General features: G+C 69.4%; 20 protein-coding genes. 9 read left to right on the top strand and 11 right to left on the bottom strand.

Translation table 11 applies throughout. The features are described from left to right. Window positions 1–12: 12 nt before the first annotated feature. The 5 genes from araB to ACFYRY_RS23525 all read right to left on the bottom strand — a co-directional run bounded on the left by araB (window position 13) and on the right by ACFYRY_RS23525 (window position 7,163). Complete coding sequence (araB, locus tag ACFYRY_RS23545; RefSeq protein ID WP_389148883.1) at window positions 13–1,695, bottom strand: ribulokinase; 1,683 nt, start codon at window positions 1,693–1,695, stop codon at window positions 13–15. A 98-nt stretch (window positions 1,696–1,793) separates the two neighbouring features. Next, entirely contained in the window at window positions 1,794–2,813 is a 1,020-nt protein-coding gene (locus tag ACFYRY_RS23540) for an ABC transporter permease (protein WP_389148880.1), read from the bottom strand. Then, a complete protein-coding gene (locus tag ACFYRY_RS23535; RefSeq protein ID WP_389148877.1) occupies window positions 2,810–4,435 on the bottom strand; it encodes a sugar ABC transporter ATP-binding protein in 1,626 nt (541 codons plus the stop codon). Before ACFYRY_RS23535 ends, ACFYRY_RS23540 begins: the two co-directional genes overlap by 4 nt. Before the next feature lie 2 nt (window positions 4,436–4,437). Beyond that, a complete protein-coding gene (locus tag ACFYRY_RS23530) occupies window positions 4,438–5,583 on the bottom strand; it encodes a substrate-binding domain-containing protein (protein WP_389148874.1) in 1,146 nt (381 codons plus the stop codon). Window positions 5,584–6,131: 548 nt separating this feature from the next. Then, window positions 6,132–7,163, bottom strand: a complete 1,032-nt coding sequence (locus ACFYRY_RS23525) for a substrate-binding domain-containing protein (RefSeq protein WP_389148871.1) — start codon at window positions 7,161–7,163, stop codon at window positions 6,132–6,134. 555 nt (window positions 7,164–7,718) lie between these two features. Here ACFYRY_RS23525 and ACFYRY_RS23520 point away from each other — a divergent pair. After that, window positions 7,719–9,218 (top strand): arabinofuranosidase catalytic domain-containing protein, encoded by a 1,500-nt coding sequence (locus ACFYRY_RS23520; protein WP_389148868.1) that lies wholly within the window; start codon window positions 7,719–7,721, stop codon window positions 9,216–9,218. A gap of 68 nt (window positions 9,219–9,286) precedes the next feature. Here ACFYRY_RS23520 and rox read toward each other — a convergent pair whose 3' ends face one another. Both rox and ACFYRY_RS23510 read right to left on the bottom strand, forming a co-directional pair. Then, on the bottom strand, window positions 9,287–10,762 hold the full coding sequence (rox, locus tag ACFYRY_RS23515) for a rifampin monooxygenase (protein WP_389148865.1): 1,476 nt from the start codon (window positions 10,760–10,762) through the stop codon (window positions 9,287–9,289). Window positions 10,763–11,030: 268 nt separating this feature from the next. Further along, complete coding sequence (locus ACFYRY_RS23510) at window positions 11,031–11,639, bottom strand: TetR/AcrR family transcriptional regulator (RefSeq protein WP_389148862.1); 609 nt, start codon at window positions 11,637–11,639, stop codon at window positions 11,031–11,033. A gap of 89 nt (window positions 11,640–11,728) precedes the next feature. Here ACFYRY_RS23510 and ACFYRY_RS23505 point away from each other — a divergent pair, with 89 nt between their 5' ends. Both ACFYRY_RS23505 and ACFYRY_RS23500 read left to right on the top strand, forming a co-directional pair. Next, window positions 11,729–12,154: a nuclear transport factor 2 family protein gene (locus ACFYRY_RS23505; protein WP_389148860.1), complete on the top strand. Its 426-nt coding sequence runs from the start codon at window positions 11,729–11,731 to the stop codon at window positions 12,152–12,154. After that, window positions 12,151–12,999, top strand: a complete 849-nt coding sequence (locus ACFYRY_RS23500) for an NAD(P)H-binding protein (RefSeq protein ID WP_389148857.1) — start codon at window positions 12,151–12,153, stop codon at window positions 12,997–12,999. Before ACFYRY_RS23505 ends, ACFYRY_RS23500 begins: the two co-directional genes overlap by 4 nt. A gap of 51 nt (window positions 13,000–13,050) precedes the next feature. Here ACFYRY_RS23500 and ACFYRY_RS23495 read toward each other — a convergent pair whose 3' ends face one another. Further along, window positions 13,051–14,109, bottom strand: a complete 1,059-nt coding sequence (locus ACFYRY_RS23495) for a DUF6215 domain-containing protein (RefSeq protein WP_389148854.1) — start codon at window positions 14,107–14,109, stop codon at window positions 13,051–13,053. 345 nt (window positions 14,110–14,454) lie between these two features. Between ACFYRY_RS23495 and ACFYRY_RS23490 the strand changes: the two genes are divergently transcribed. Next, window positions 14,455–15,612, top strand: a complete 1,158-nt coding sequence (locus ACFYRY_RS23490; RefSeq protein ID WP_389148851.1) for a Cmx/CmrA family chloramphenicol efflux MFS transporter — start codon at window positions 14,455–14,457, stop codon at window positions 15,610–15,612. 268 nt (window positions 15,613–15,880) lie between these two features. After that, the gene (locus tag ACFYRY_RS23485) at window positions 15,881–16,747 is read left to right on the top strand and encodes a GNAT family N-acetyltransferase (protein ID WP_389148849.1); all 867 of its coding nucleotides are present in this window, start codon (window positions 15,881–15,883) and stop codon (window positions 16,745–16,747) included. A 21-nt stretch (window positions 16,748–16,768) separates the two neighbouring features. Here the strand turns inward: ACFYRY_RS23485 and ACFYRY_RS23480 are convergent, their stop codons facing one another. The 3 genes from ACFYRY_RS23480 to ACFYRY_RS23470 form a co-directional block, all read right to left on the bottom strand. Continuing rightward, a complete protein-coding gene (locus tag ACFYRY_RS23480) occupies window positions 16,769–17,161 on the bottom strand; it encodes a MerR family transcriptional regulator (protein ID WP_389148847.1) in 393 nt (130 codons plus the stop codon). An 85-nt stretch (window positions 17,162–17,246) separates the two neighbouring features. Beyond that, window positions 17,247–18,293: an NADP-dependent oxidoreductase gene (locus tag ACFYRY_RS23475; protein ID WP_389148844.1), complete on the bottom strand. Its 1,047-nt coding sequence runs from the start codon at window positions 18,291–18,293 to the stop codon at window positions 17,247–17,249. A 54-nt stretch (window positions 18,294–18,347) separates the two neighbouring features. Then, window positions 18,348–19,133 (bottom strand): DUF5995 family protein, encoded by a 786-nt coding sequence (locus ACFYRY_RS23470; RefSeq protein ID WP_389148842.1) that lies wholly within the window; start codon window positions 19,131–19,133, stop codon window positions 18,348–18,350. A gap of 361 nt (window positions 19,134–19,494) precedes the next feature. Here ACFYRY_RS23470 and ACFYRY_RS23465 point away from each other — a divergent pair, with 361 nt between their 5' ends. The 4 genes from ACFYRY_RS23465 (at window position 19,495) to ACFYRY_RS23450 (ending at window position 22,533) form a co-directional block, all read left to right on the top strand. Beyond that, window positions 19,495–19,857, top strand: coding sequence for a bifunctional 3-phenylpropionate/cinnamic acid dioxygenase ferredoxin subunit (locus ACFYRY_RS23465; protein WP_389148839.1), 363 nt, complete (start codon window positions 19,495–19,497; stop codon window positions 19,855–19,857). A 151-nt stretch (window positions 19,858–20,008) separates the two neighbouring features. After that, window positions 20,009–20,683 carry a dihydropteroate synthase gene (gene folP / locus ACFYRY_RS23460; protein ID WP_389148836.1) on the top strand — a complete coding sequence of 225 codons (675 nt, stop codon included), beginning with the start codon at window positions 20,009–20,011 and terminating at the stop codon, window positions 20,681–20,683. A gap of 132 nt (window positions 20,684–20,815) precedes the next feature. Continuing rightward, on the top strand, window positions 20,816–21,901 hold the full coding sequence (locus tag ACFYRY_RS23455) for an S-(hydroxymethyl)mycothiol dehydrogenase (protein WP_389148833.1): 1,086 nt from the start codon (window positions 20,816–20,818) through the stop codon (window positions 21,899–21,901). Then, window positions 21,901–22,533 (top strand): MBL fold metallo-hydrolase, encoded by a 633-nt coding sequence (locus ACFYRY_RS23450; protein WP_389148831.1) that lies wholly within the window; start codon window positions 21,901–21,903, stop codon window positions 22,531–22,533. The genes ACFYRY_RS23455 and ACFYRY_RS23450 overlap by 1 nt, the downstream gene beginning before the upstream one ends. The last annotated feature ends 8 nt before the right edge of the window (window positions 22,534–22,541 follow it).

Raw genomic sequence — 22,541 nt, 5'->3', positions numbered from 1 at the left:
GCGGGGGGTCGCTCAGGCGGATGCCTCGGCGCGGAGGCGGCGCAGACGGTGCATGACGTCGTTGGCGCCCCGGCCGAAGTAGTCGTGCAGGAGCCGGTACTCGGCGTACAGGCGGTCGTAGGCCGCGGCGCGTCCAGCGTCCGGCCGGTACACGCCCCGGTCGGCCTTGCCCATGCGTCGGGCCGCCGCCTGGATGCCGGGGTACGCCCCCGCCGCCACCGCGGCGTGCATGGCCGCGCCGAGAGCGGGACCCTGGGTGGAGCCGATGACGCCGAGGGGACGGCGGGTGACGTCCGCGTAGATCTGCATCAGCAGCGCGTTCTTCGTCAGGCCACCCGCGACGATCAGTTCCCGCACCGGCACGCCCGCGGTTTCGAACGCCTCGATGATGGTGCGGGTGCCGAACGCCGTGGCTTCCAGGAGCGCCCGGTAGACGTCCTCGGGGCGGGTGGCCAGGGTCAGGCCGACCAGCAGTCCGCTCAGGTCGTGATCGACCAGGACGGAACGGTTGCCGCTGTGCCAGTCCAGGGCGATCAGGCCGTGCTCACCGACGTCCTGCTCAGCGGCGAGGGCGGTGAGGTGTTCATGCGGGTCGCGGCCCAGCGCGGCGGCCTCTTCGGCGTACGACGCGGGGAAGCCGTTGCGTACGAACCAGCCGAAGATGTCGCCGACACCGCTCTGCCCGGCCTCGTAACCCCACAGACCCGGCAGGATGCCACCGTCGACGACACCGCACATGCCGGGCACCGCGCCCTGCTGGTCGGAGCTCATCACATGACAGGTCGAGGTACCCATGATGGCCACCATCTGCCCCGGGTCCACCGCGCCCGCCGCGGGCGCCGTCACATGGGCGTCGACATTGCCGACGCAGACCGCGATGCCTTCCGGCAGACCCGTCCACGCCGCCGCCTCGGCCGTCAACTGTCCGGCCTTCGAACCCAGTTCACCGATCGGCTGCCGAAGTTTCTCCGTCACGAAGTCCGCGAAACCGGGATCGAGTGCCTCCAGGTAGGCAGGCGAGGGATAGGCCCCGTCCTGGAACTGGCCCTTGTAGCCGGCGGTGCAGGCGTTGCGGACGTACCTGCCGCACAGCCGCCACACGATCCAGTCCGCGGCCTCCACCCACCGCTCGGTGCGGTGGTAGATCTCGGGATCCTCGTCCAGCACCTGAAGCGCCTTGGCGAACTCCCACTCCGAGGAGATCTTCCCGCCGTACCGCTCCAGCCAGGGCTCCTTGCGTTCCGCTGCGAGCGTGGTGATCCGGTCGGCCTGCGCCTGGGCCGCGTGGTGGCGCCACAGTTTGACGTAGGCGTGCGGGCGGCCGGTCAGGCCGGGCAGTTCACACAGCGGTGTGCCGTCGGCGAGCACCGGCAGCACCGTGCAGGCGGTGAAGTCGGTGCCGATGCCGATGACCTGCTCGGGCCGCACGCCTGCGGCGGCGAGCGCCGCGGGCACCGCGTGGCGCAGCACGTCGACGTAGTCCGACGGCACCTGAAGCGCCCAGTCCGGGGCCAGTTGGGTACCGTCCGGCAACTCCCGGTCCAGGACCGCGTGCCGGTACTCGTGCACGGCGGTCCCCAACTCGGCGCCGTCCCGCACCCGGACCACCAGTGCCCGTCCGGACAGCGTCCCGAAGTCGACTCCTACGACGCAGGGTTCCGGATTCCCGGCACTCTCGTCTCCGGTGTTCACCATCAGCCTCCTCCACACTGAGGTTTCCGACATGTCGATCACAGTTCGATTTTCTGAAGGCGCCGCGACGGAAGCGTTCCGGTCGCGGAACGAAGCACCCCCTAGCCGCGGCTCCTGCCGAAGTAGCGGGCGCGTACCCGGTCGAGCAGGATGGCGACACCCAGGACCGCGCCCTGCACCACTTGCTGGTCGTACGGGCTGACCTTGAGCGCGAGCAGGCCGTTGGTGATGAACTCCAGCAGGATCGCGCCTGCCGCGATGCCGGCGATCCGGCCCTCGCCGCCGGACAGCGACATCCCGCCGACCACCGCCGCGGCGATCGCGGTCAGTTCCCAGCCCGCGCCGACCGAGGGGTCGGCCACGTTCATCCTGCCGATCACCAGGACGCCGACCAGACCGGCGAGCGCGGCGCTGGCCATGTAGGTGGAGGTGATGCGGCGGGCGGTCGGTATGCCGGCGAGCCGGGCGGCCTCCTTGTTGCCGCCGACCGCGTAGATCTGACGGCCGACGTAGGTCCGTTCCAGCACGAACCAGGCAACGGCGGCCGCGGCGACGAAGAACAGGGCGGGTACCGGCACTTCGCCGATGTAGTACTGGCTGAGGTTGCTGAACAGCGGGTCGAGGTTGTTGATGGGGGAGCCGCTGGTGATGGCCAGCGCTGTGCCCTGGGCGACGGTGTAGGTGACCAGGGTGATCACGAAGGGCGGCACGTTCAGGCGGGTGACCATGAAGCCGTGCCAGAGACCGACCCCGCCGCAGATCACCAGTGTCCCCAGGATCGCGAGGGGCGCGGGCAGGCCCTCGTTCACGTTCAACCAGGCGGCCAGGATGCCGGCCAGACCGGCCAGCGCGCCCACCGACAGGTCGATCCCACCGGTCAGGATGACCAGCGACTCGCCGATCGCCAGGATGCCGACCTGCGACAGGTCACGGCCCATCACCTGGAGGTTGCCCACCGCGGTGTACGTGTCCGCGTTGGCCGCGATCCCGACGAACACCAGCACACACGCGATGATCACGCCGGCTTCCGGGGAGGCGGCGAGCTTGCGGGCGAGGCTCGACACGGCCGGACGGGAATCCGGCGTGACCTCGGCGGGGGCGAGCGTGCTCTGCGCGCTCATGCTGTGGCTCCGTTCGTCAGTTGTTCCTGGTCGGGCGTCGTGCGGGGAGGGATTCCCAGGCCGGAGTCCTCCCGGCCGGGGTCGTCCTGGTCGACGGCGGATGTTCCGGCGGCAGCCGTCATGATCCGCTCCTTGGTGGCGTCGGCCCGGTCGATGACCGTGACGACACGCCCGTGGTTCATCACCGCGATGCGATGGCAGATCCACAGCAGCTCCTCCAGTTCGGAGGAGGCGACCACCAGCGCCATGCCCTGCTCCGCCGCCCGGTCGATCAGCTTGTAGATCTCCGCCTTCGCGCCCACGTCCACGCCACGGGTCGGCTCGTCGAGCAGCAGCAGGCGCGGTTCGGCCGCGAACGCCCGGCCGAAGATGGCGCGTTGCTGGTTACCGCCCGACAAGGAGCCGATCGGCTGCTCCACCGACCGCATCCGCACGTCGACGTTCTCGGTGATCTTCCGTGCCTCGGCGCGTTCACGGCCCGGGCCGAGCAGGCCCCGGGTGCTGATCCGCTTGAGCACGGAGACGACGACGTTGGACCGGATCGAGGCGAACAGCACCAGCGACTGCTCCTTGCGGTCCTCCGGGATCAGAGCGATCCCGGCCGCCACGCCGTCACCCGCGCCGCGCGGCTGGTAGGGCTCGCCGCCCAGCCGCATCCGGCCACCCGTCGAGGGCTGCGCGCCGGCGATCGTATGGACCAGGCGGCTGCGACCCGAGCCCATCAGCCCGGCCACGCCCAGGATCTCGCCCTCGCGCACCTCCAGGTCGACCGGGCCGAGACCGTCCGCGGTGAGGCCCTCGACCTGCAGCAGGACGGGGCTCGTGGCCGGCGGCGCCTTCGGCTCGCCCTGTGCGACCTCGCCCCCGACCATCTCCCGGATGAGGCGTTCCTCGGTGGCCTCCTCCGGTTCGAGGTCGGCGACCAGGCGACCGTTGCGCAGCACCAGGACGCGGTCGCTGACGTCACGCACCTCGTCGAGACGGTGCCCGATGAACAGCACGGTGCCGCCGCGTTCGGCCAGCTGCCGGGCCAGTCCCAGCACCATCTCGGCCTCGACCGGGCCCAGCGAGGAGGTCGGCTCGTCCAGGATCAGCAGTCTGGGTTCGCGGCCCCAGGCCTTGGCGATCTCGATCATCTGCCGGGTCGGCACCGGAAGGGTGCGCACCTCCCGGCTGACCGGGATCGTCTCGGCGGACAGGCCGATCTCCGCCAGCATCGCCTCCGCCTCGGCCCGCTGGGCGGACCGGTCCACCAGTACCCGCCGTCGCGACTGCCGCGGGCGCCGTCCAAGGAGCAGGTTCTCCGCCACGGACAACTGGCCGACCAGGGGAAACTCCTGGGAGACCATGGCGACGCCGAGCTGCCCGGCCGCCTCGGTGGACCCGGCGACGAGCGACTCGCCGCCGATCAGGATCTCCCCGCCGTCCCGGTGGACGGACCCGGCCAGGGTGCCCATCAGGGTGGATTTTCCCGCGCCGTTCTCGCCGACGACGCCGACGACCTGGCCGCCGTAGAGGTCGAGTTCGGGCAGGTCGAGGACGCGCACCGGACCGTAGGACTTGTGCACGCCCCGCAGCCGTGCGGTCACCGCGGGACCCGGGGCGTTCTTCGTGGACGTCATGCTCAGCTGATTCCGAGCTTCGTCTCGAGGGACTGGTACGCACTCAGGTCGGACTTGGTGACCAGGCCCACGCCCGAGCTCAGGGTCGAGCCGTCCTTCTCCAGGTAGGGCTTGACGAGCGCCATCGTCCTGGCTTTGCCCAGCACCTTCTCCGCGGCCAGGAGGTAGGCCCCCGTGTAACCCTGCTGGTACGGCATCTGCACCACCGTGCCGGAGATGACCCCGGACTGGATGAACTTCAGGGTCTGGGCGTCGGAGTCGTCGGACACGATGTGCACCGAAGCGGTCTTGCCGGCCGAGGTCACCGCCTGCGCCAGGGCGGGCCCGTCATAGGAGTAGACGCCGTACAGACCGGTGACATCGGGGTTGTTGGCGAGGATGGTCTCGGCGTCGGAGGTCGCGGTGCTGGCCTGGAGGTTGTCGTTGACCTTCTGGGCGACCGTGATCTTGGTGCCCTTGAGTGCGGCCTCGAAGCCGGCGATGCGCTGGGTGGCGTTCGACGCGGTGAGGGAGCCGACCAGGATGGCCACCTTCCCCTTGCCGCCGAGTACCTGCTTCATCGCGGTGCCCGCCTGGAAACCGGCGGTGTAGTTCGGGGTGCCCAGGTAGAGCGAGGCGGCGTCGGTGCCCGGCAGCGGCGAGTCGATCGCCAGGACGCCGATGCCCTTCTGGACGTCGGTGTGGATGGTTCCCGCGGCCGAGGTGGGGTCGATCGCCGAGATCGAGTAGCCGGTGACGCCCTGCGAGCGCAGGGTCTCCAGCTCCGAGTTCTGCTCGGTCAACTTGCCGTTGGGCGGGGCGAAGTAGGTGCACTTGCTCTTCGCGATGCCGAGGTCGGAGCAGCCCTTGAGGAACCCGACCTGACCGGCCTTCCAGTAGTCGGCGGCGACGTTCACGACCATCGCGATGTCGACCTTGGACAGGTCCTTGCCGGCCAGGGCGGACTTCAGTGCCGCGTCGAGCTTGGCGAGGTTCGTCTGGTTGAAGGTGACCGAACCGGCCAGCGCGACGGGGGCCGGGGCGGAGCTCGGGTCGGAGCCGGCCGAGGTGGAGGAGCCACCACCACTCTTGGAGCAGCCGGCCGCGGCGAGTGAGAGGAGCACCGCGGTCGCGGCGGCCACCGTGCGGGATCTTCTGGTACGCATCATCGTTGATCAGCGCCTTTCTTGGCGTCTGGGGTGCGGTGAACCCACGACCGGTAACGGATGTGGGCACGACGGGATGACGGATCGTGGTCCCGTCCGCCGGCCCGGCCGAGGGCCATGTCGGGGCCTCGGAGGGGCGGGGCGGGGAGGGGTGAGTGGTGATCCGCTGGGGAGCGTTGGAGGGCGGACGGGCGGTCTGCCGGGCGCCGGCGGATCGCGCGGACGACCGGTGACTGGTGAGTGAGGCGGGAGGCTGCCGCCGGGTGGGAGCCGGCAGTGATCACCGCAAGGTGGTGGTGTGTCCTCGTGCGCATGCCTGACGGTGCGTCAGGCCAGCGCGTCATCGGGTCGCTGGCGGATCACTTCGCCGATGTCCGGGACCCAAGTGGTCTGGAAACTGCGGGCGTTCGGCACAAGGAACGCACGGGGGGCGGTTCCCGGCGACCGGGGTGGTTCCCGCCGCCGGATGGCCGGCGCTCACGCTAACGGGAAGCGGTCCATGTCAGACTTCCTTTTCTCCGGGCAGGACGGTGGTGCGATCGAGGTGCTGGTCAGGGCCGGGGGCGGGTCGCCGAGGTACGCACCACAAGACTGGGTGGGATGACGATGTGGGGTGTCTCCGCGGAGGGGGGTATCCCCATGTCGGGGTCGCCGACCATCTCGATCAGCGCGTGCAGGGCACGCCGGCCGAGTTCGTCGAAGTCCTGACGGACGCTGGTCAGTGACGGCCCGAAGTACTCGGTTTCCGGCATGTCGTCGAAACCCACGACACTGATGTCCTCCGGTACCCGGCGCCCCGCCTGTTGCAGCGCCCGCAGCAGCCCGAGGGCCATGTGGTCGTTGGCGCAGAACACCGCGGTGACCTCGGGGTCGGCGGCTGTCCGCCGCCCGAGCTCGTATCCGGTACGGGCCGTCCAGTCACCGCCGACCAGAGGTTCGGTCACCGGAGCACCCCGCCTCTCCAGGGTGGCGCGCCATCCGGCCTCGCGCTCCTGCGCGTCGAGCCAGGAACGCGGCCCGACCAGGTGGTGCACCGTGCGATGACCGAGGTCCAGCAGGTAGGAGGTGGCGAGCTCGGCTCCCGTCTCGTTGTCCACGGCGACCGAGGCCAGCGCGGTGTGGGCGCCGCAGCCGACCGCGACCAGGGCCACGTCCGGCGGCACGTTCGCCAGGGCGCTGACCGCGGCGGTCTGCGGCGCGATCACGATGATTCCCTCGACCCCCTGATCCCGAAGCCGGTCGACGGCGTCCAGTACCGAACGCCGGTCGAGCGTGCCGATCGCGGCCACGGTGACGAAGTACTCGTGCTGCCGGGCCGCCTGCTCGATGCCGTAGAGCATGCAAGCCGGGCCGTAGAGCGTGGTGTTGAAGCTGATCACACCCAGGGTCCGGGTGCGGCGGGTCGCCAGGGTGCGGGCGGCGGCGTTGGGGCGGTAGCCGAGTTCACGGACGGCGGCGAGCACCCGGTCCCGGGTGGCGGGGCGCACGTTCGGGTGGTCGTTGAGGACGCGTGAGACGGTCTGGTGAGAGACGCCCGCGACGCGGGCCACATCCGCCATCACCGGGGCGCGATCCCCGTCCATACGCCACCTCCTCACGTGCCGTCAGGTTTCCGGCCGGTTTCCCTCTCCGAGCGGATCCGGCGAGCTGTGGAGAATTGTTAGCGCACACATTCCGTAGGGGTCAAGCCTCTCCAACCGCTCGCATCGGACATTTTCCGACAGCTTTGTCAGCCCCATACAAACCCTCTGACCTGGCACTCCGCCGGCGGCGCAGCACCGTTCCGGCGCGACCGGGAACCAGAGTCAAGGAAAGGCATGTCTTTGTTTCCATACTCTTGACTCTTCAACAGTGTTGACCCGCTGTTCACGCCAGCGTAAAAAGAGCGGGGTCGCGGCCCGGTCGATCACCACCGACCGTACGAGAACGGCAACAGGCACCGCCCCTGGTCCAGCCCCCCACAGGGCCGCGGTCCAACCGACCGCACCCCCCGTCCCCCTAGAGCTCGGATGAGTGGTGACATTCGAGCGCCTCGATTGTTAGCGCTCACAATTCCCCCGCTGAGCGGGCGGACGTCCCCCCTGCCCCGAGCGTCCGACGCCGGGCCAGAGAAGAACGCAAGAGGGAAGAGGTTCACAGTGATAGCCAGACATCTGAGAGCGCTCCGGCTGAGGGTGGTCGGCGCGGTCCTCGCACTGCTCGCCGGCCTCCTGGCCGGTGTCATCGGCACCGCGGGCACGGCCCAGGCCGCTTCGTCCCTGCCGTGCGACGTCTACGCCTCCGCGGGCACGCCCTGTGCCGCCGCACACAGCACCACGCGGGCGCTCTACGCCTCCTACAACGGCCCTCTTTACCAGGTCAAGCGCGCCTCGGACTCCGCCACCACCAACATCGGCCTCCTCAGCACCGGCGGCTACGCCAACGCGGCGGCGCAGGACTCCTTCTGCTCGGGTACGACCTGCGTCATCACCAAGATCTACGACCAGAGCTCGAACCACAACGACCTGACCATCGAGGGGCCGGGCGGCAACGGCGGACAGGACGTCGGCGCGATCGCCAACGCCCTGCCGGTCACGGTCGGCGGCCACGCGGCGTACGGCGTCTTCGTCTCCGCCGGTGTCGGCTACCGTGACAACAGCACCACGGGCATCGCCACCGGCAGCTCTCCCGAGGGCGCCTACATGGTGACCAGCGGCCACCACGTCAACAACCGCTGCTGCTTCGACTACGGCAACGCCGAGACGTCCGGCAACGACACCGGCAACGGCCACATGGACGCGATCAACTTCGGTACGGAGTGCTGGTTCTCGTGTTCCGGCACCGGATCCGGTCCCTGGGTCGAGGCGGACCTGGAGAACGGGCTGTTCTTCGGAGCGAACGGCGCCTACTCGGGCAACACCGGGATCTCCAGCGAGTACGTCACCGCCATGGAGAAGAACAACGGCACGACGACCTACGCGATCAAGGGCGGCAACTCCCAGTCGGGCTCCCTGAGCACCTTCTACAACGGGGCCCTTCCCAACCTCGGCGGATACACCCCGATGCACCTGGAGGGCGCCATCGTCCTCGGCACCGGCGGTGACAACAGCAACGGCTCGGACGGTTCCTTCTTCGAAGGCGTCATGACCTCCGGCTACCCGAGCGACGCCACCGACAACGCGGTGCAGGCCAACATCACCTCCGTCGGCTACACCACGCCGACCGCCACCTTCCCCGTCGCCGGTACCGCCTACCGGCTGACCAACACCAACTCCGGCAAGGTCCTGGACGCGGTGAACTGCGGTACCGCCAACGGGACGTCGATCGACCTCTGGTCCTCCCTCGGCAACACCTGCCAGCAGTGGAAGTTCTCCAGTGCGGGCAACGGCCACTACACCATCACCAACGTCAACAGTGGCACGGTCCTGGACGACAAGAACTGCGGGCAGTCCAACGGCACGGCCGTCCAGCTGTGGGCCTCGCTCGGCAACACCTGCCAGCAGTGGGACGTCACCAAGGTCGGCAGCCACTACACCCTCACCAACGTGAACACCGGCATGGCACTGGACGTCACCAACTGCGGAACGGCCAACGGCACCGCGGTCCGCCAGTGGCAGCAACTCGACAACACCTGCCAGCAGTGGAACATCGCCCCCTGACCGAACACCCCTGTCGCCGATGGCCCGCCGGACCTCCCGCCCGGCGGGCCATCGGCCCACGACGTCTGTCAGTCGGCGGGCTTGCCGAACCAGCGGGAGAGGTGGTCGTCCAGGTCCTGCTGATCGTCGCCGATCCAGGCGACGTGGCCGTCGGGTCGTAGCAGGACGCACGGAACATCCACTCCCGCGGTCGGATCCGCGAGGTGATCGACCCGGTCTGACCAGCCGCCGACGGTCAGGTGCGCGGTGCGGTCCAGCAGCAGTCCGCGGCCGCGGTGCAACAGATCGTAGAGCTGGCCCTGTGCCACGGGGATGTCGCGCAGGCGGCGACCGAGCAGGTCGGGGCCCGCGCCGAAGTCGTAGCGGATACCGATCGCGGTGATCTTCTCGATCAGGTAGCGATTCACCTCATCGAAGTCCATCAGTTCGGTGAGCAGTCTGCGCACGGCCTGCGGGCCCGGCTCGGTGGACAGCAGTTCCATCTGGGCGCGGGTGTTGTCCAGCACGTCCGCGGCGACCGGATGCCGTTCGGCGTGGTAGGTGTCGAGCAGTGTTTTCGGCGCCCAGCCGCGGATCTGCGCGGCCAGTTTCCAACCGAGGTTGAATGCGTCCTGAACGCCCAGGTTGAGGCCCTGTCCGCCGGTGGGCGGATGGATGTGTGCCGCATCGCCGGCCAGCAGGACCCGCCCGGTCCGATAACGTTCGGCCAGCCGGGTGGCATCTCCGAAGCGGGACAACCAGCGCGGGGAGTGCACGCCGAAATCGGTTCCGGCGACGGCGCGCAGCTGTTGTCTGAAATCCTCGAGGGTGGGCGGTTCCGCGCGGTCGCTGACTCCCGCAGCGGGGACCACGACGCTGTAGGCTCCGCCGCCGAAGGGCCTGAGCCAGAATCGCTTGTTGGTCTCGCCGACTTCGGTCACCTTGGCGGCGATCTCCTCCTGCGGCACCCCCACTTCCATCTCGCCCATCAACGTCTCGGTCCGCGAGGGCTCGCCGGGGAAGCCGACGCCGAGCAGTTTGCGCACCGTACTGCGCCCGCCGTCACAGCCGACGAGATAGCGCGCACGCAGCTGTTCGCCGTCGGCCAGCTCGACGGTCACACCCTCGTCGTCCTGCTCGAAACCGGCCACCGCGCAACCGCGGCGGATCTGCGCACCCAGGTCCCTCGCATGGTCCTCAAGCAGCTGAACGATGACCGGCTGCGGGATGCCCAGCAGGTAGGCGTGCGCGGAATCGAGGCCTTCGGGCGCGGGCTTGGCGATGGCGGCGAAAAATCCGCCGGCCGGACGTTGTCTTCCGTGTCCGAGAACGCGATCCAGCAGTCCGCGCATGGCCATCAGCTCGAGACTGCGAGCATGCAGACCGACGATGCGGACGAACGACACCGGCTCGGTTTCCTTCTCCAGAACGAGCACCCGCACATCGTGCAGCCGCAGTTCGGCGGCCAGTATCGCGCCGGTGGGCCCGCACCCGGCAATGATCACGTCGAACGACGACAACTGGGGGGTGGACGACAACTCGGTGGTGGACTGCGCGGAGTGCATAGGTGTTGCCCTTCGGGAGTGCCTGGTTGGCGAGGCGCTCCCGGCGACACCTACGTCAGTCGCCGGACTGTGACTTGAAGGGGGAGCACCCACATCGATACAGCGTTCATGGGTCTCACCTCCTCGGGCGATGTCACGGTCAACTGCACGCTACAAGCACGAGATTCACCCGTCCAACCTTTTTCCCAGCCATGCGCGCGCACGGCTCCGTCAGGCACCGCGCGCCGATCGACACGTGAGCCGCACCTCCCACTCGGCTGGGCATCGGTCACTCGTCGTCGGTCGAACCCTCCAGCGGGCCGGAGGCCAGGACTTTGGCGGCGAAGTTCGCCAGTTGCGCCCGCGCCTTCTCCCGCGGCACGCGTTCCTGTCCGGCCAGGTGCTCGATGAGGTCGGCTCGGGTGGCGGCGAGCAGGGCATGGGCGGTGAAGTCGCTGTCGGTCAGGTGGGGGATCTGTTCCAGTACGTCTTTCAGCAGGCCGTGCCACCGCTCGTAGTGTTCCGCCTGGTACGGGCTGCCGCTCCCGCTTTCCTCCAGGGCCAGCGCGAGGCGCCGGTTGTCGAGTTTGAAGCACAAGACGGCATCGAGCAGGGCGGGCACGCGCTGCCGCGGTGGTGTGCCAGGCCCGAGGGGTGGCGGGCCAACTTCGATGGCCTCTCGGACCGGTTCGAGCCGTGACTCGTACATCGCGCGGAGCAGCCCGGCGCGATCGCCGAAGGCCCGGAAGAGCGTGCCCTTACCGACGCCGGCCGCTACCGCGATATCGGCCATGGTGACGTCCTCGGGGCTCTCCCGGTGAGCGAAGAGCGCGTCAGCGGCTGCGAGCACGGCCTCCCGGTTGCGGACGGCATCCTTGCGGGACTTGCGCTCAGGCATGCTGCTCCCTCCTTTTTGCAAAACGGACCGCCAGTCCGTATCTTGAAAACGGACCGAGGGTCCGGATTCTATCCTGATGGAGGACACCCATGCCTGAACCGACTTCTCCGGCGGATCTCTACCGCCACAGCCTGCGCCTGCTGCTGGACAAGAACATCACCGGCTGGGTCGGCCTGTGGGCCGAGGACGGTGTGATGGAGTTCCCCTTCGCCCCCGAGGGCTGGCCTCCGCGGCTGGAGGGCAAGGGCGCCATCGCCGCCTACATGGAGCGCTACCCCGACCACATCGACCTGCATGACTTCCCCGACCTGCGGATCCACCAGACCACCGATCCGCGGACCATCGTGGTCGAGATGCGCGGCGTCGGCCGCCTGGTGGAGACCGACGGCCCCTTCGACATGACCTACATCGCCGTTGTCACCGCTCAGGACGGGCGGTTCACGTCCTACCGTGACTACTGGAACCCCCTCGCCGTCCTCGCACCCGGCACCGACTTCACCGGGAGCAGCCGATGACCACCCCTCGCACCACTCTGGTCATCGGCGCCACCGGCACCACCGGCAGCCGCACCGCCGCCCAGTTGACAGCCGCCGGCCACCAGGTCAAAGCCGCCAGCCGTCACGCCACGCCGGTTCCCGGTGCTGAGGCGGTCCCCTTCGACTGGTACGACCCGACCACGTACTCCGCCGCACTCGACGGAGTCGACCGTGTCTACCTCATACCGCCCCTGGGTGACCCCGACCCGGCGGCGACCATGCTGCCGTTCCTCCGTCAGGCCCGCACCGCCGGCACGCACCGCGCGGTGCTGCTGAGCGCCTCGGCCATCTCCGAAGGGGGTCCGGCAGTGGGAGCGGTGCACCAGGCCCTGCCCCAGCTCTTCGAACAGTGGGCAGTGCTGCGGCCTTCATGGTTCATGCAGAACTTCACCGGCACGCACGCGCACGCTCTGAGCATCCGCGAGAACGGCACCATATGGACGGCCACCGGGAGCGGCCGGGTCGGCTTCGTCGACGCCGAGGACATAGCGGCCGTCGCCGTCCGCGCTCTGACCGACGAACACGCCCCCGACACCGATCTCGTCCTCACGGGGCCGGAGGCGCTGAGCTACGACGACGTCGCCACGATCATCACCGAGGTCACCGGCCGGCCCGTTGTCCACCGCCATCTGTCCTACGAGCAGATGCGCGACCGCCTCACGGCAGTCGTCCCCGCGCAGTTCGCCGCCATGCTGGCCGGCATGGACCGTGCCATCGCCGAGGGGGCGGAAGACCGCACCACCGACACCGTCCAGGGTCTCACCGGCCGGCCCGCGCGGACCTTCCGCGCCTTCCTGGAGAGGGAGACGCGGTGCGGCAGTTGAGGTCTCAGAACGCCAGTGAGGCCCCTCTTTTCGCCGAGTGTTCTTGACGTCTCACCGGCCAGACCGTTCGGGGATACTCGGGAGAACCTTCTCGGCGATGGCGAGGAGAGCGCTGTCGTCCGGGAGGGCTCCGGACGTGCTCCACACGGTTATCTCGCAGTAGCCGCCCCGGTCCTTGCGGTCCAGGGCGACGGACAGATTCCTGGCCAGGGGGCCTTGTTCGACCGGTCCGCCGGATCCGCCGGTCCCGAGATTGATCTCGAACTTCATGGTGTGATCCGAGTAGAGGACCGCGGGCCGACCGAGGACCGTAAGCGTCTTGATGTCCTGCTCGGTGCCGTACTTCATCAGCTTCACGTACTGGTCGGTCGTCAGCTCGTTGTACGTGGCCGAGACATTCACGGTGTACGTCTCGAACGCGACCTGTGCCTCCGGTTGGGCGACCTTCCCATCAGTCAGGGCAGCGGTGTCGTTGGTGCCGGAAGCAGAGGTTGCCATCTCTTCGGGCGTTCCAAGGAGCTTGGCCAGGTCTGGCCGGTTGAGCGCCTTGCACAGCTCTTCACCGGTCACGGACTGGGGCGTCTGCTTGTAGGCCTTCGGCAGCTTCTTGTCTTCCGAGCTCGAACACGAGGCGGGCTGCGGCGTGTTGTCGTCGGACGGCGCAAAGCGCGGGCCCAGCCACAGCGCGGCCGCGAGCGCCCCGAACACGGCCACGGCCGCGAAGGCCTGGCCCCACGCGTTGGGCTCCTTCTCCGGAGTGTTCGGGCCGATGGCCGGCGCGGTTCCCGCCTGGGCGTAGGGCTGGGGCTGGGCGTGGGCCTGCGGCTGGGGCTGGGGCTGGGGCTGGGGCTGGAGCTGGGGGGCAGCGTCGACCGCCGCCCCGTCCGTGGAAGGTGTCGGACTCGGGTTCCGGCGTGCGCGCAGGGCCCGGACCACTGTGTGCACGCGTATCGCGGTGAACAGGAGGAACGCCGCGCCCAGACCGGCCGCGACCAGTTCGTGATCACTGACGGCGAGGTACAGGAGGCGTACGCCGAGAACGGATCCGACCGCGATGAGCAAGGGCTCGCGGACCCAGAACGGCAGGAGACGGATGAGGAAACCGAGCATGCGGTGATCTCACCAGGAAGAGACGATATCCGCCGTGGTGGAAGCCACAGTTCCGGGCATGTTCATGGCGTACCGACGGAAGAGCACCTACGTGAGGACTACCCCACACCTCATGTGCGAGGCCCCGATGGTGCCTCGACGGGCATCGGTCGGGTAGCGTGCCGGCCATGTCGAGTCCTGAGTCAGACAGGGTGGGGGCTTTCGGTCACGCCGTCAGCCCCCTGAACCACTGAGTTCGTAGCCCTGCCGTCGCACCGCGTTCTGTGGTGGGACGAGTGTGTTCTCAGGGCTGGCCGCGGTGACGAGATGACCTTCTCGTGCCTCTCCTCACCTCGGAGCCACTCGATGCCTCTCCCGCTGTACCTGCTTGCCCTGGCGGTCTTCGCCATGGGCACCTCGGAGTTCATGCTCGCCGGCCTGTTGCCGGACATCGCCTCAGATTTCGACGTCACCGTCGGGACGGCAGGCGTCCTCACCTCGGGCTTCGCGATCGGCATGATGATCGGAGCCCCTCTGGTGGCCGCGCTTGCCCGCAACTGGCCCAGGCGCTCCAGCCTTCTCGGGTTCGTCCTTGTCTTCGCGGCAGCCCATGCCGTGGGCGCTGTCACCGCGAGCTTCCCGGTCCTGTTGGTCACCAGGGTCGTTGCCGCGCTCGCGAACGCAGGGTTCCTCGCCGTCGCGCTGACGGCTGCCGCCACGCTGGTCTCACCCGACAAGAAGGGACGTGCGCTGGCCGTGCTGCTGTCGGGCACGACGGTGGCCACGATCGCCGGTGTCCCCGGTGGGTCGGTGCTCGGCACGGTGCTCGGCTGGCGGGCCACGTTCTGGGCTGTCGCCGCTCTCTGCCTGCCAGCGGCTCTCGGCATCCTGAAGGGCGTCCCAGCAGGGCGCGTACAGGGAGAGGCGACCGGCGGGCCGGCCTTGCGGGCGGAGCTCGCCCAGCTCACAAGGCCGCGGTTGATCGTGGTGATGCTGCTCGGCGCGCTGGTGAACGCGGCAACGTTCGGCAGCTTCACCTTCCTCGCCCCCGTCGTGACCGGCACCGCCGGGCTGGGCGAGTTGTGGATCTCTGTCGTTCTGGTGCTCTTCGGTGCCGGTTCCTTCGTCGGCGTCACCCTCGCGGGCCGTCTGTCCGACCAGCGTCCCGCTCTGGTCATCGCAGTCGGTGGCCCGCTGCTGCTCATAGGCTGGCCGGCCCTGGCGGTACTGGCCGACAAGCCGGTCGCCCTGTGCGCCCTCGTGTTCGTGCAGGGCGCGTTGTCGTTCGCGCTGGGCAGCACGCTGATCACGCGGGTCCTCTACGAGGCTGCGGGAGCCCCCACCATGGCCGGCTCGTATGCGACCGCGGCACTCAACGTCGGCGCCGCCGTCGGCCCCCTCGTCGCCGCGACCACCCTCAGCACCAGGGCCCAAGACCTCGGGCCGCTGTGGGCGAGCGGACTCGTGATCGCTGTCGCGCTGCTCATCGCGTTCCCTCTGCGCACCGTGGTCCGGGCCGCCTGAAGAGCCGTGGTGCTCCGGTGACCCAGGCGAGCGCTCGGTGCCTCGCCGCAAACGACCAACCTGACGGGCCCACGGGGCGTTCCGCTCGGACAGCTGACGGTCACGGTGTGACGGCCGCCGCGTCACGGAGCGCCGGGGGCTGGTCCTCGGCCTCGTCCTGTCCGACCGGGATGCCGTCGGTGGTGCGGTAGGCGGCGGGACGGGCGACGGCACCGGACGGACGGAAACCGGGTGCGGACGGTCGGTGCCGTGGTGTGTGATCGGGGCTATGACGATGACGTCAGGCAAGCGGGGAGCCGACGGGCTGAGCGAGGCCGTTGGCGCGTTGCGGGAGTGGCAGAACGACGGGGCGCCGATGCAGCTGCATCCGGGGGACCTGGGCTGGTTCTGGCGGTCGGGTGCCGAAGCGACCGCGGCGGCGGTCAGGACGTGGAGCCGGGACGGACGGATTCTCGCCGTCGGGCTGCTGGACGGTCCCGGCCTGTTGCGGCTGACGATGGCGCCGGATACTCAGCGGGACGAGGAACTGGCGCGGCAGTTGGTCGAGGACGTGACCCAGCCGGAGCGCGGCGTGCTGCCCGAGGGGAGGGTGAACATCGAGTCGCCGACCGGGGCGCTGGTCCAAGATCTGCTGTTCGAGGACGGCTGGAAAGCCGACGAGCCGTGGACGCCGCTGCGTCGCGACCTCGCGGAGCCGGTGCGGGATCCAGGCGTGCGGATCGAGGTGGTCGGACCGGAGCGGGCGCACACGTTCACCGCCGTACATCGTGCGGCGTTCGAGCAGTCGAGCTTCACGGACGTGCGCTGGCACGCGATGGCGACCGGACTGCCGTACGCCGACGCCCGGTGTCTGCTCGCGTACGACGACCAGGGCAACGCGGTGGCGGCGGTGACGGTGTGGTCGGCCGGTCCGGACAGGCCCGGGCTGCTCGAACCGATGGGCGTGCACCGGGAACATCGCCGTCACGGCTACGGCAGGGCGATCACCCTCGCCGCGGCGGCCGCACTCCGGAAGCTGGGTTCGTCGAGCGCGATCGTCTGCACCCCGAGCTCCAACGCCGCCGCCGTCGCCACCTACACGTCGGCCGGCTTCGAGCGACGTCCCGAGGTCCGGGATCAATACCGGGACGCCTGACGTGCTGTCGCTCTTCTCCGGTCAGCCGGCCTCCTCCCGTGGGGCGTCACCGGGTGCCGCCAGCCAGGGCATGCGGTGGACCAGGATGTCGCGCAACCGCGTCAGGGCCGCGATCTTCTCCTCCAGCTCGGCCACCCGCTGCGAGCCGACGACGTAACCGTCGGCGCACGCGGGCGAGTACGCGAACACCTCGGGGAGGTCGGTGTCGAGGTAGCGCACGAAGGACTTGACGTTCTCGACGGTGAACCCGGAGGCCAGCAGGTCGCGGACGTTGCGGACCCGGGTCACCGCGTTCGGGCCGTAGACCCGGTAGCCCGAGGACGCCCGGCCGGACTCCAGCAGGCCCTGCTCCTCGTAGTAGCGCAGGGCTCGGGTGGTTGACCCGGTTCGTGCGGCGAGCTCGCCGATCAACACGTCACTGTCTCCTGTTCGGTCGTGGGCTCGGAGCCCGCCTGCGGTCAACTCCCGTTCGACCGCCCGCTCGAAGCCCGCCTCGGGGTCAAACCCCGAGCCGGACCACGGTCTTCCCGGTGAACCTGCCACGAACGAGATCGAGCAGCGCCCCGGGCGCACCGCGCAGCCCGTCGATCACCGTTTCGTCGTAGACGAGGGATCCTTCGCGCAGCCAGGCGCGGAACTGCTCACCGAACTCCGCGGCACGGTCCAGGTGGTCCCACAGGGTGAAGCCGCGGAGGGTCAGGCGTTTACCGAGGAAGTTCAGCAGATCACCGGGGCCCTCGTCCGGACGGCCGGTGCTCTGCAGGCCCAGCGCTCCGCAGACCGCGATACGGCCGTGCACGTTCATGACCTCGACGGCGCGCAGTTGTTCGCCTCCCACGGTGTCGAAGTAGACGTCGATGCCGTCGGGAGCCGCTTCGCGCAGCCGGTCGAGCACCGGGCCCTCGTGATAATCGAAGGCCGCGTCGAACCCGAGATTCCCGGTCAGGTGGGCGACCTTGTCGGGCGATCCGGCGCTGCCGATCACACGACCGGCTCCCTTGAGCCGGGCGATCTGTCCCGCCATGCTCCCCGTGGCCCCGGCCGCGCTGGAGACGAAGACGGTGTCCCCGGGCCGCAGCCCCGCCGCGTCCATGAGTCCGACGTAGGCCACCAGGCCGAAGCCGAGGTGCATGGACGGGCTCGGGTACGCCGCCCTGTCCACGCGGCGGAACGCACTGGCCTCGGCCACGGCGTACTCCCGCCAGCCGAGCCGATGGACCACCAGCTCACCCTCGCTCACCGCCGGATCCGACGAGGCGACCACCTCGCCGACAGCGTCCCCGTACATCACCTTTCCCACCTCGTAGGGCCGCATCGGCAGTCGTGAGTCACCCCTGATCAGCGTGAGCATGCCAGGATCGAGCGACATGAACAGGTTCCGGACCACCACCTGACCGGCCGAGGGGCCCGGCACTGCGACCTCGAGGATCTCGAAGTCGTCCGGACCGGGCAGCCCGACGGGACGTGCGGCGAGCCGGACCTCCAGAGCCGTACGAGGCAGACGGGAGAACGCAGGTGGCGTGATGCTCTTGGCAACAGGACTCATGCCGCCGACGCTAGACATTGACCCCTACGTGAAGGTCAAGTCACCCCGCGGGGCTCACCCCGTCCCCTGCCGGGCGGAGGCTCGCTCCATGGCATGGTCAAGGTGGGCGATGACGGCCGGCACGTCGTCGCTCTCGGTGCTCCGGATCAGGTGCAGGGCAGGCCGGACGAGGCCGCCCGGTCGGGCTATCAGTCGGGCGAGTACGGCGGCCCGGATGTCGAGCCGCCGGATGGTGGCCTCGCGCTCCTCTTCGTTCTGGCCGGCCAGCAGGACGGCGTTGTACCACGCCTCCTCGCGGGACTGACGGACACTGAAGTCGAGGATCTGCTCGTCGGTACGGGCTCCGACCTGATCCAGCAGCGACAGCAGTGGCGACACGGCGCCGACCGAGTCCTGCACCACCAGCACCACTCGTCCGAGGATGTCGTTGATCAGCAGAAAGTCGTGCCGCATGGCATGGATGTCCTCGCCCGGGCTGGTCCGCGCGGCGGCGATGGCCAGGTCGAGGTTGATGTGCGCGTTCACGCCGAGCAGCAGGTGCTGGACGATGATGCTGTCGGTGTCGTCGAGCAGCCCGAACGCCTCGCGCCAACAACGCGGCCCGCCCTTGTCGCGACGCCAGGCGTCGTAGGCGTCGAAGTAGCGGTTGCCGAAGTGCGTGTCGAAACGGTCCATGCGGGCCCCGTCGTCGAACAGCCCCCCGTGTATGGCCGTTCGGACCTCAACGGTCACCTGTCGGTACAGCGCCGCGAAATACCCGATCCGGTCACCGGCGCGGCCGGCCTCCCGCACGATCCCGGCAAGCCCGTCCACGACATCGTCGATGCTCTCCGCCGCCATGCCCAACTCCCCACTCACGTCTTCTTGTTCGCCCTGTCCTACCACCCCGTCCCGCAGATGGCCCCCGCTCTTCAGGAAGCGGAATGTTGAGGTCCAGGGGTCACGCCCCGATGTAGCTCACCGTTGCAGCCATGTCCGCCTGTACGGTGCGCGCGCCTGCCACTCCGGCGGCGCGGCATTCCCGGCAGCAAACCCGATCGAGGGGAGCCCGGGGGTGAATCCCCAGGTGATCGCCCCTGGGTGGCGCACAGCCCGGCAGTTGTCGCCGTCGGCTTTCCCGATGCCTTGACAGGGTTCCGAACCCACCCGCAGACTTTGTTGCGTAAAGCGAGTCATGTTTCTCTATGAGCAACGAGGTGTCATGATGATTCCCGCGTGCCGTCTCGTGGACCTGCCCCGAGGTGAAGCCGTCCGGCTGGACATCGATCCGCCGGTTTCGGTGTTCCACACCGAGGACGGCGAGGTGTTCGCCATCGACGACACCTGCACCCATCAGGACGCCTCGCTCGCCGACGGCTGGCTGGAGGGGCGCGAGGTGGAATGCCCGCTGCACGCCTCGAAGTTCAGCCTGCGGACCGGAATGGTCGACGCTCCGCCGGCCAAGCGCCCCGTCCGTACGCACGAGGTGTACATCGAGGACGGCATGATCTATGTCCAGCTGTCCACCGAGGCTCCCAACCTGCCGCCGTGCATCGCGGCCCGGCTCGCCGGAGGCCTCGCGTGAGGACAGTGCCCGCGGGAGGTGTCCCGTCGGCCGGTCTGCCGCCGGCACGCTCGTGGCGCGAGCAGGGGGACGGCGACCGGGGGAAGGGGAGCGCGGTCCGCAGCTGTGCTGCCTGGTGCGAACCGGCCCTCGCCGCTCGCCGCCGGGTCGCATGACCACCGCGACCGAGCCGGGTCAAAAGGCTCCCGCGCTCCACCCGCGAGGTCTTCCCCGGCCCGCCCCCGGCGCGCCGGTCAGTGTCGACACCATGCGGGCCGAGGTGGCCGCCCGCGCCCTCGAGGCCGGCGCACGGCTGGTCAACGATGTCTCGGGCGGCCTCGCCGACCCCGGGATGCTGCCGTTGATGGCGCGGGCCGGGACGCCGTACGTGGTCATGCACTGGCGTGGGCACTCCGCCGACATGCAGGGGAAGGCCGTGTACGGCGACGTCGTCACCGATGTCGTCGACGAGTTGCGGTTGAGGATCGAGGCGGCTCTGCGGGCCGGGGTGGCGCCGGACTGCCTCATCCTCGATCCGGGGCTGGGGTTCGCCAAGGAACCCGGCCACACCTGGCAGCTGCTGGGTCGTCTGCGGGAGGTCGTGGCGCTCGGCCATCCGGTGCTGGTGGGCGCGGCTCGGAAGTCGTTCCTGGGGCAGCTGCTTGCCGACCCGGCGACAGGTCGGCCCCGTCCGGCCCCTCTGCGGGACGCGGCCACGTCCGCGGTGTCCGTCCTCGCCGCCGTCCAGGGTGCCTGGTGCGTTCGCGTGCACGATGTCGCCTCGACGGTCGACGCGGTGCGGGTGACCGCTCGCTGGTGTCTCGACACCACCACTCCCACTCCGTAGGGCGCTCCGGATTCGACCGGGAAACATCCTTGACCACCACTCGCCCCTCCATGATGCTTCGTTGCGGTAGGCGAGATGTGTACCGCGATGAGAAACATTCGACTTTGGTCTCGTACCAGCTGAGGAGTAGCCATGGCTCACCAGGTCAGCGCTGTCGTCGCGCGAAAGAAGGGTGCCCCCGTCAGCCTGGAGACGATCATCGTCCCCGACCCGGGCCCGGGCGAGGCGCTGGTGAAGGTCGAGGCGTGCGGGGTCTGCCACACCGATCTGCACTACCGCGAGGGCGGCATCAACGATGACTTCCCGTTCCTGCTGGGGCACGAGGCGGCGGGTGTCGTGGAGGCGGTCGGCGACGATGTCACCGAGGTCGCCCCGGGTGACTTCGTCATCCTCAACTGGCGTGCCGTCTGCGGGCAGTGCCGGGCCTGTCGACGGGGACGGTCGCAGTACTGCTTCGACACCCACAACGCGCGGCAGAAGATGACCCTGACCGACGGAACCGAGCTGTCACCGGCCCTCGGCATCGGCGCGTTCGCGGAGAAGACGCTGGTGGCGGCGGGACAGTGCACCAAGGTCGACCGGGCGGCGTCGGCCGCCGCGGCCGGCCTGCTGGGATGCGGAGTGATGGCGGGCATCGGCGCGGCCATCAACACCGGCAACGTCGGACGCGGAGACACCGTGGCGGTCATCGGCTGCGGCGGGGTGGGAAACGCGGCGATCGCCGGCGCACGGCTCGCCGGAGCCGCCAAGATCATCGCTGTCGACATCGAGGAGCGGAAGCTCGACACCGCGGTGCGGATCGGGGCGACCCACACGGTCAACTCCAAGAAGGGCGATCCCGTGGCGGCGGTACGCGAGCTGACCGGCGGCTTCGGCGCCGACGTGGTGATCGAGGCGGTCGGCCGTCCGGAGACGTACCAGCAGGCGTTCTACGCCCGCGACCTGGCCGGCACCGTCGTCCTGGTCGGCGTACCGACGCCGGAGATGAAGCTCGAACTCCCGCTGCTGGACGTCTTCGGGCGGGGAGGCTCGCTGAAGTCCTCCTGGTACGGCGACTGCCTGCCCTCCCGTGACTTCCCGATGCTCATCGACCTGTATCTGCAGGGCCGACTGGACCTGAACGCGTTCGTGACGGAGACCATCGCGCTCGACAAGGTCGAGAAGGCCTTCGAGCGGATGCACGACGGTGACGTGCTGCGTTCGGTGGTGGTCTTCTGATGGCTGGGGCCCGCATCGACCACCTCGTCACCTCGGGCACGTTCTCCCTGGACGGCGGTACCTGGGACGTCGACAACAACGTGTGGATCGTCGGTGACGACACCGAGGCCGTCGTCATCGACGCCGCGCACGACGCCGAGGCGATCGCCGCGGCGCTCGGGGGACGCGCCCTGAGGGCCATCGTGTGCACCCACGCGCACAACGACCACATCGACGCCGCGCCCGAACTCGCCACCCGCACCGGAGCTCCGGTCCTGCTTCATCCGGACGACCTTCCGCTGTGGAAGCAGACCCACCCCGAGCGGGCACCGGACGCCGAACTGACCGACGGGCAGACCATCGCCGTGGCGGGGGTCGAGCTGACGGTGCTGCACACGCCCGGTCACGCCCCCGGGGCGGTCTGTCTGTACGCGTCGGCCCTGAAGGCGCTCTTCAGCGGTGACACGCTCTTCGCGGGAGGTCCGGGGGCCACCGGGCGGTCGTACAGCGACTTCGGCACCATCATCGACTCGATCCGGGACCGGCTCCTGAGCCTGCCGGGCGAGACGGCCGTGTACACCGGCCACGGAGACGCCACCACCGTCGCCGCCGAGGCCCCGCATCTCCAGGAATGGGTCGACCGCGGGTTCTGACTGTCGCG

The organism is Streptomyces sp. NPDC005263 (assembly GCF_042872365.1).
Classification (GTDB): domain Bacteria; phylum Actinomycetota; class Actinomycetes; order Streptomycetales; family Streptomycetaceae; genus Streptomyces.
Note: the sequence above shows the minus strand (reverse complement) of the source record. Positions and strands in the feature narration are given on the sequence as shown.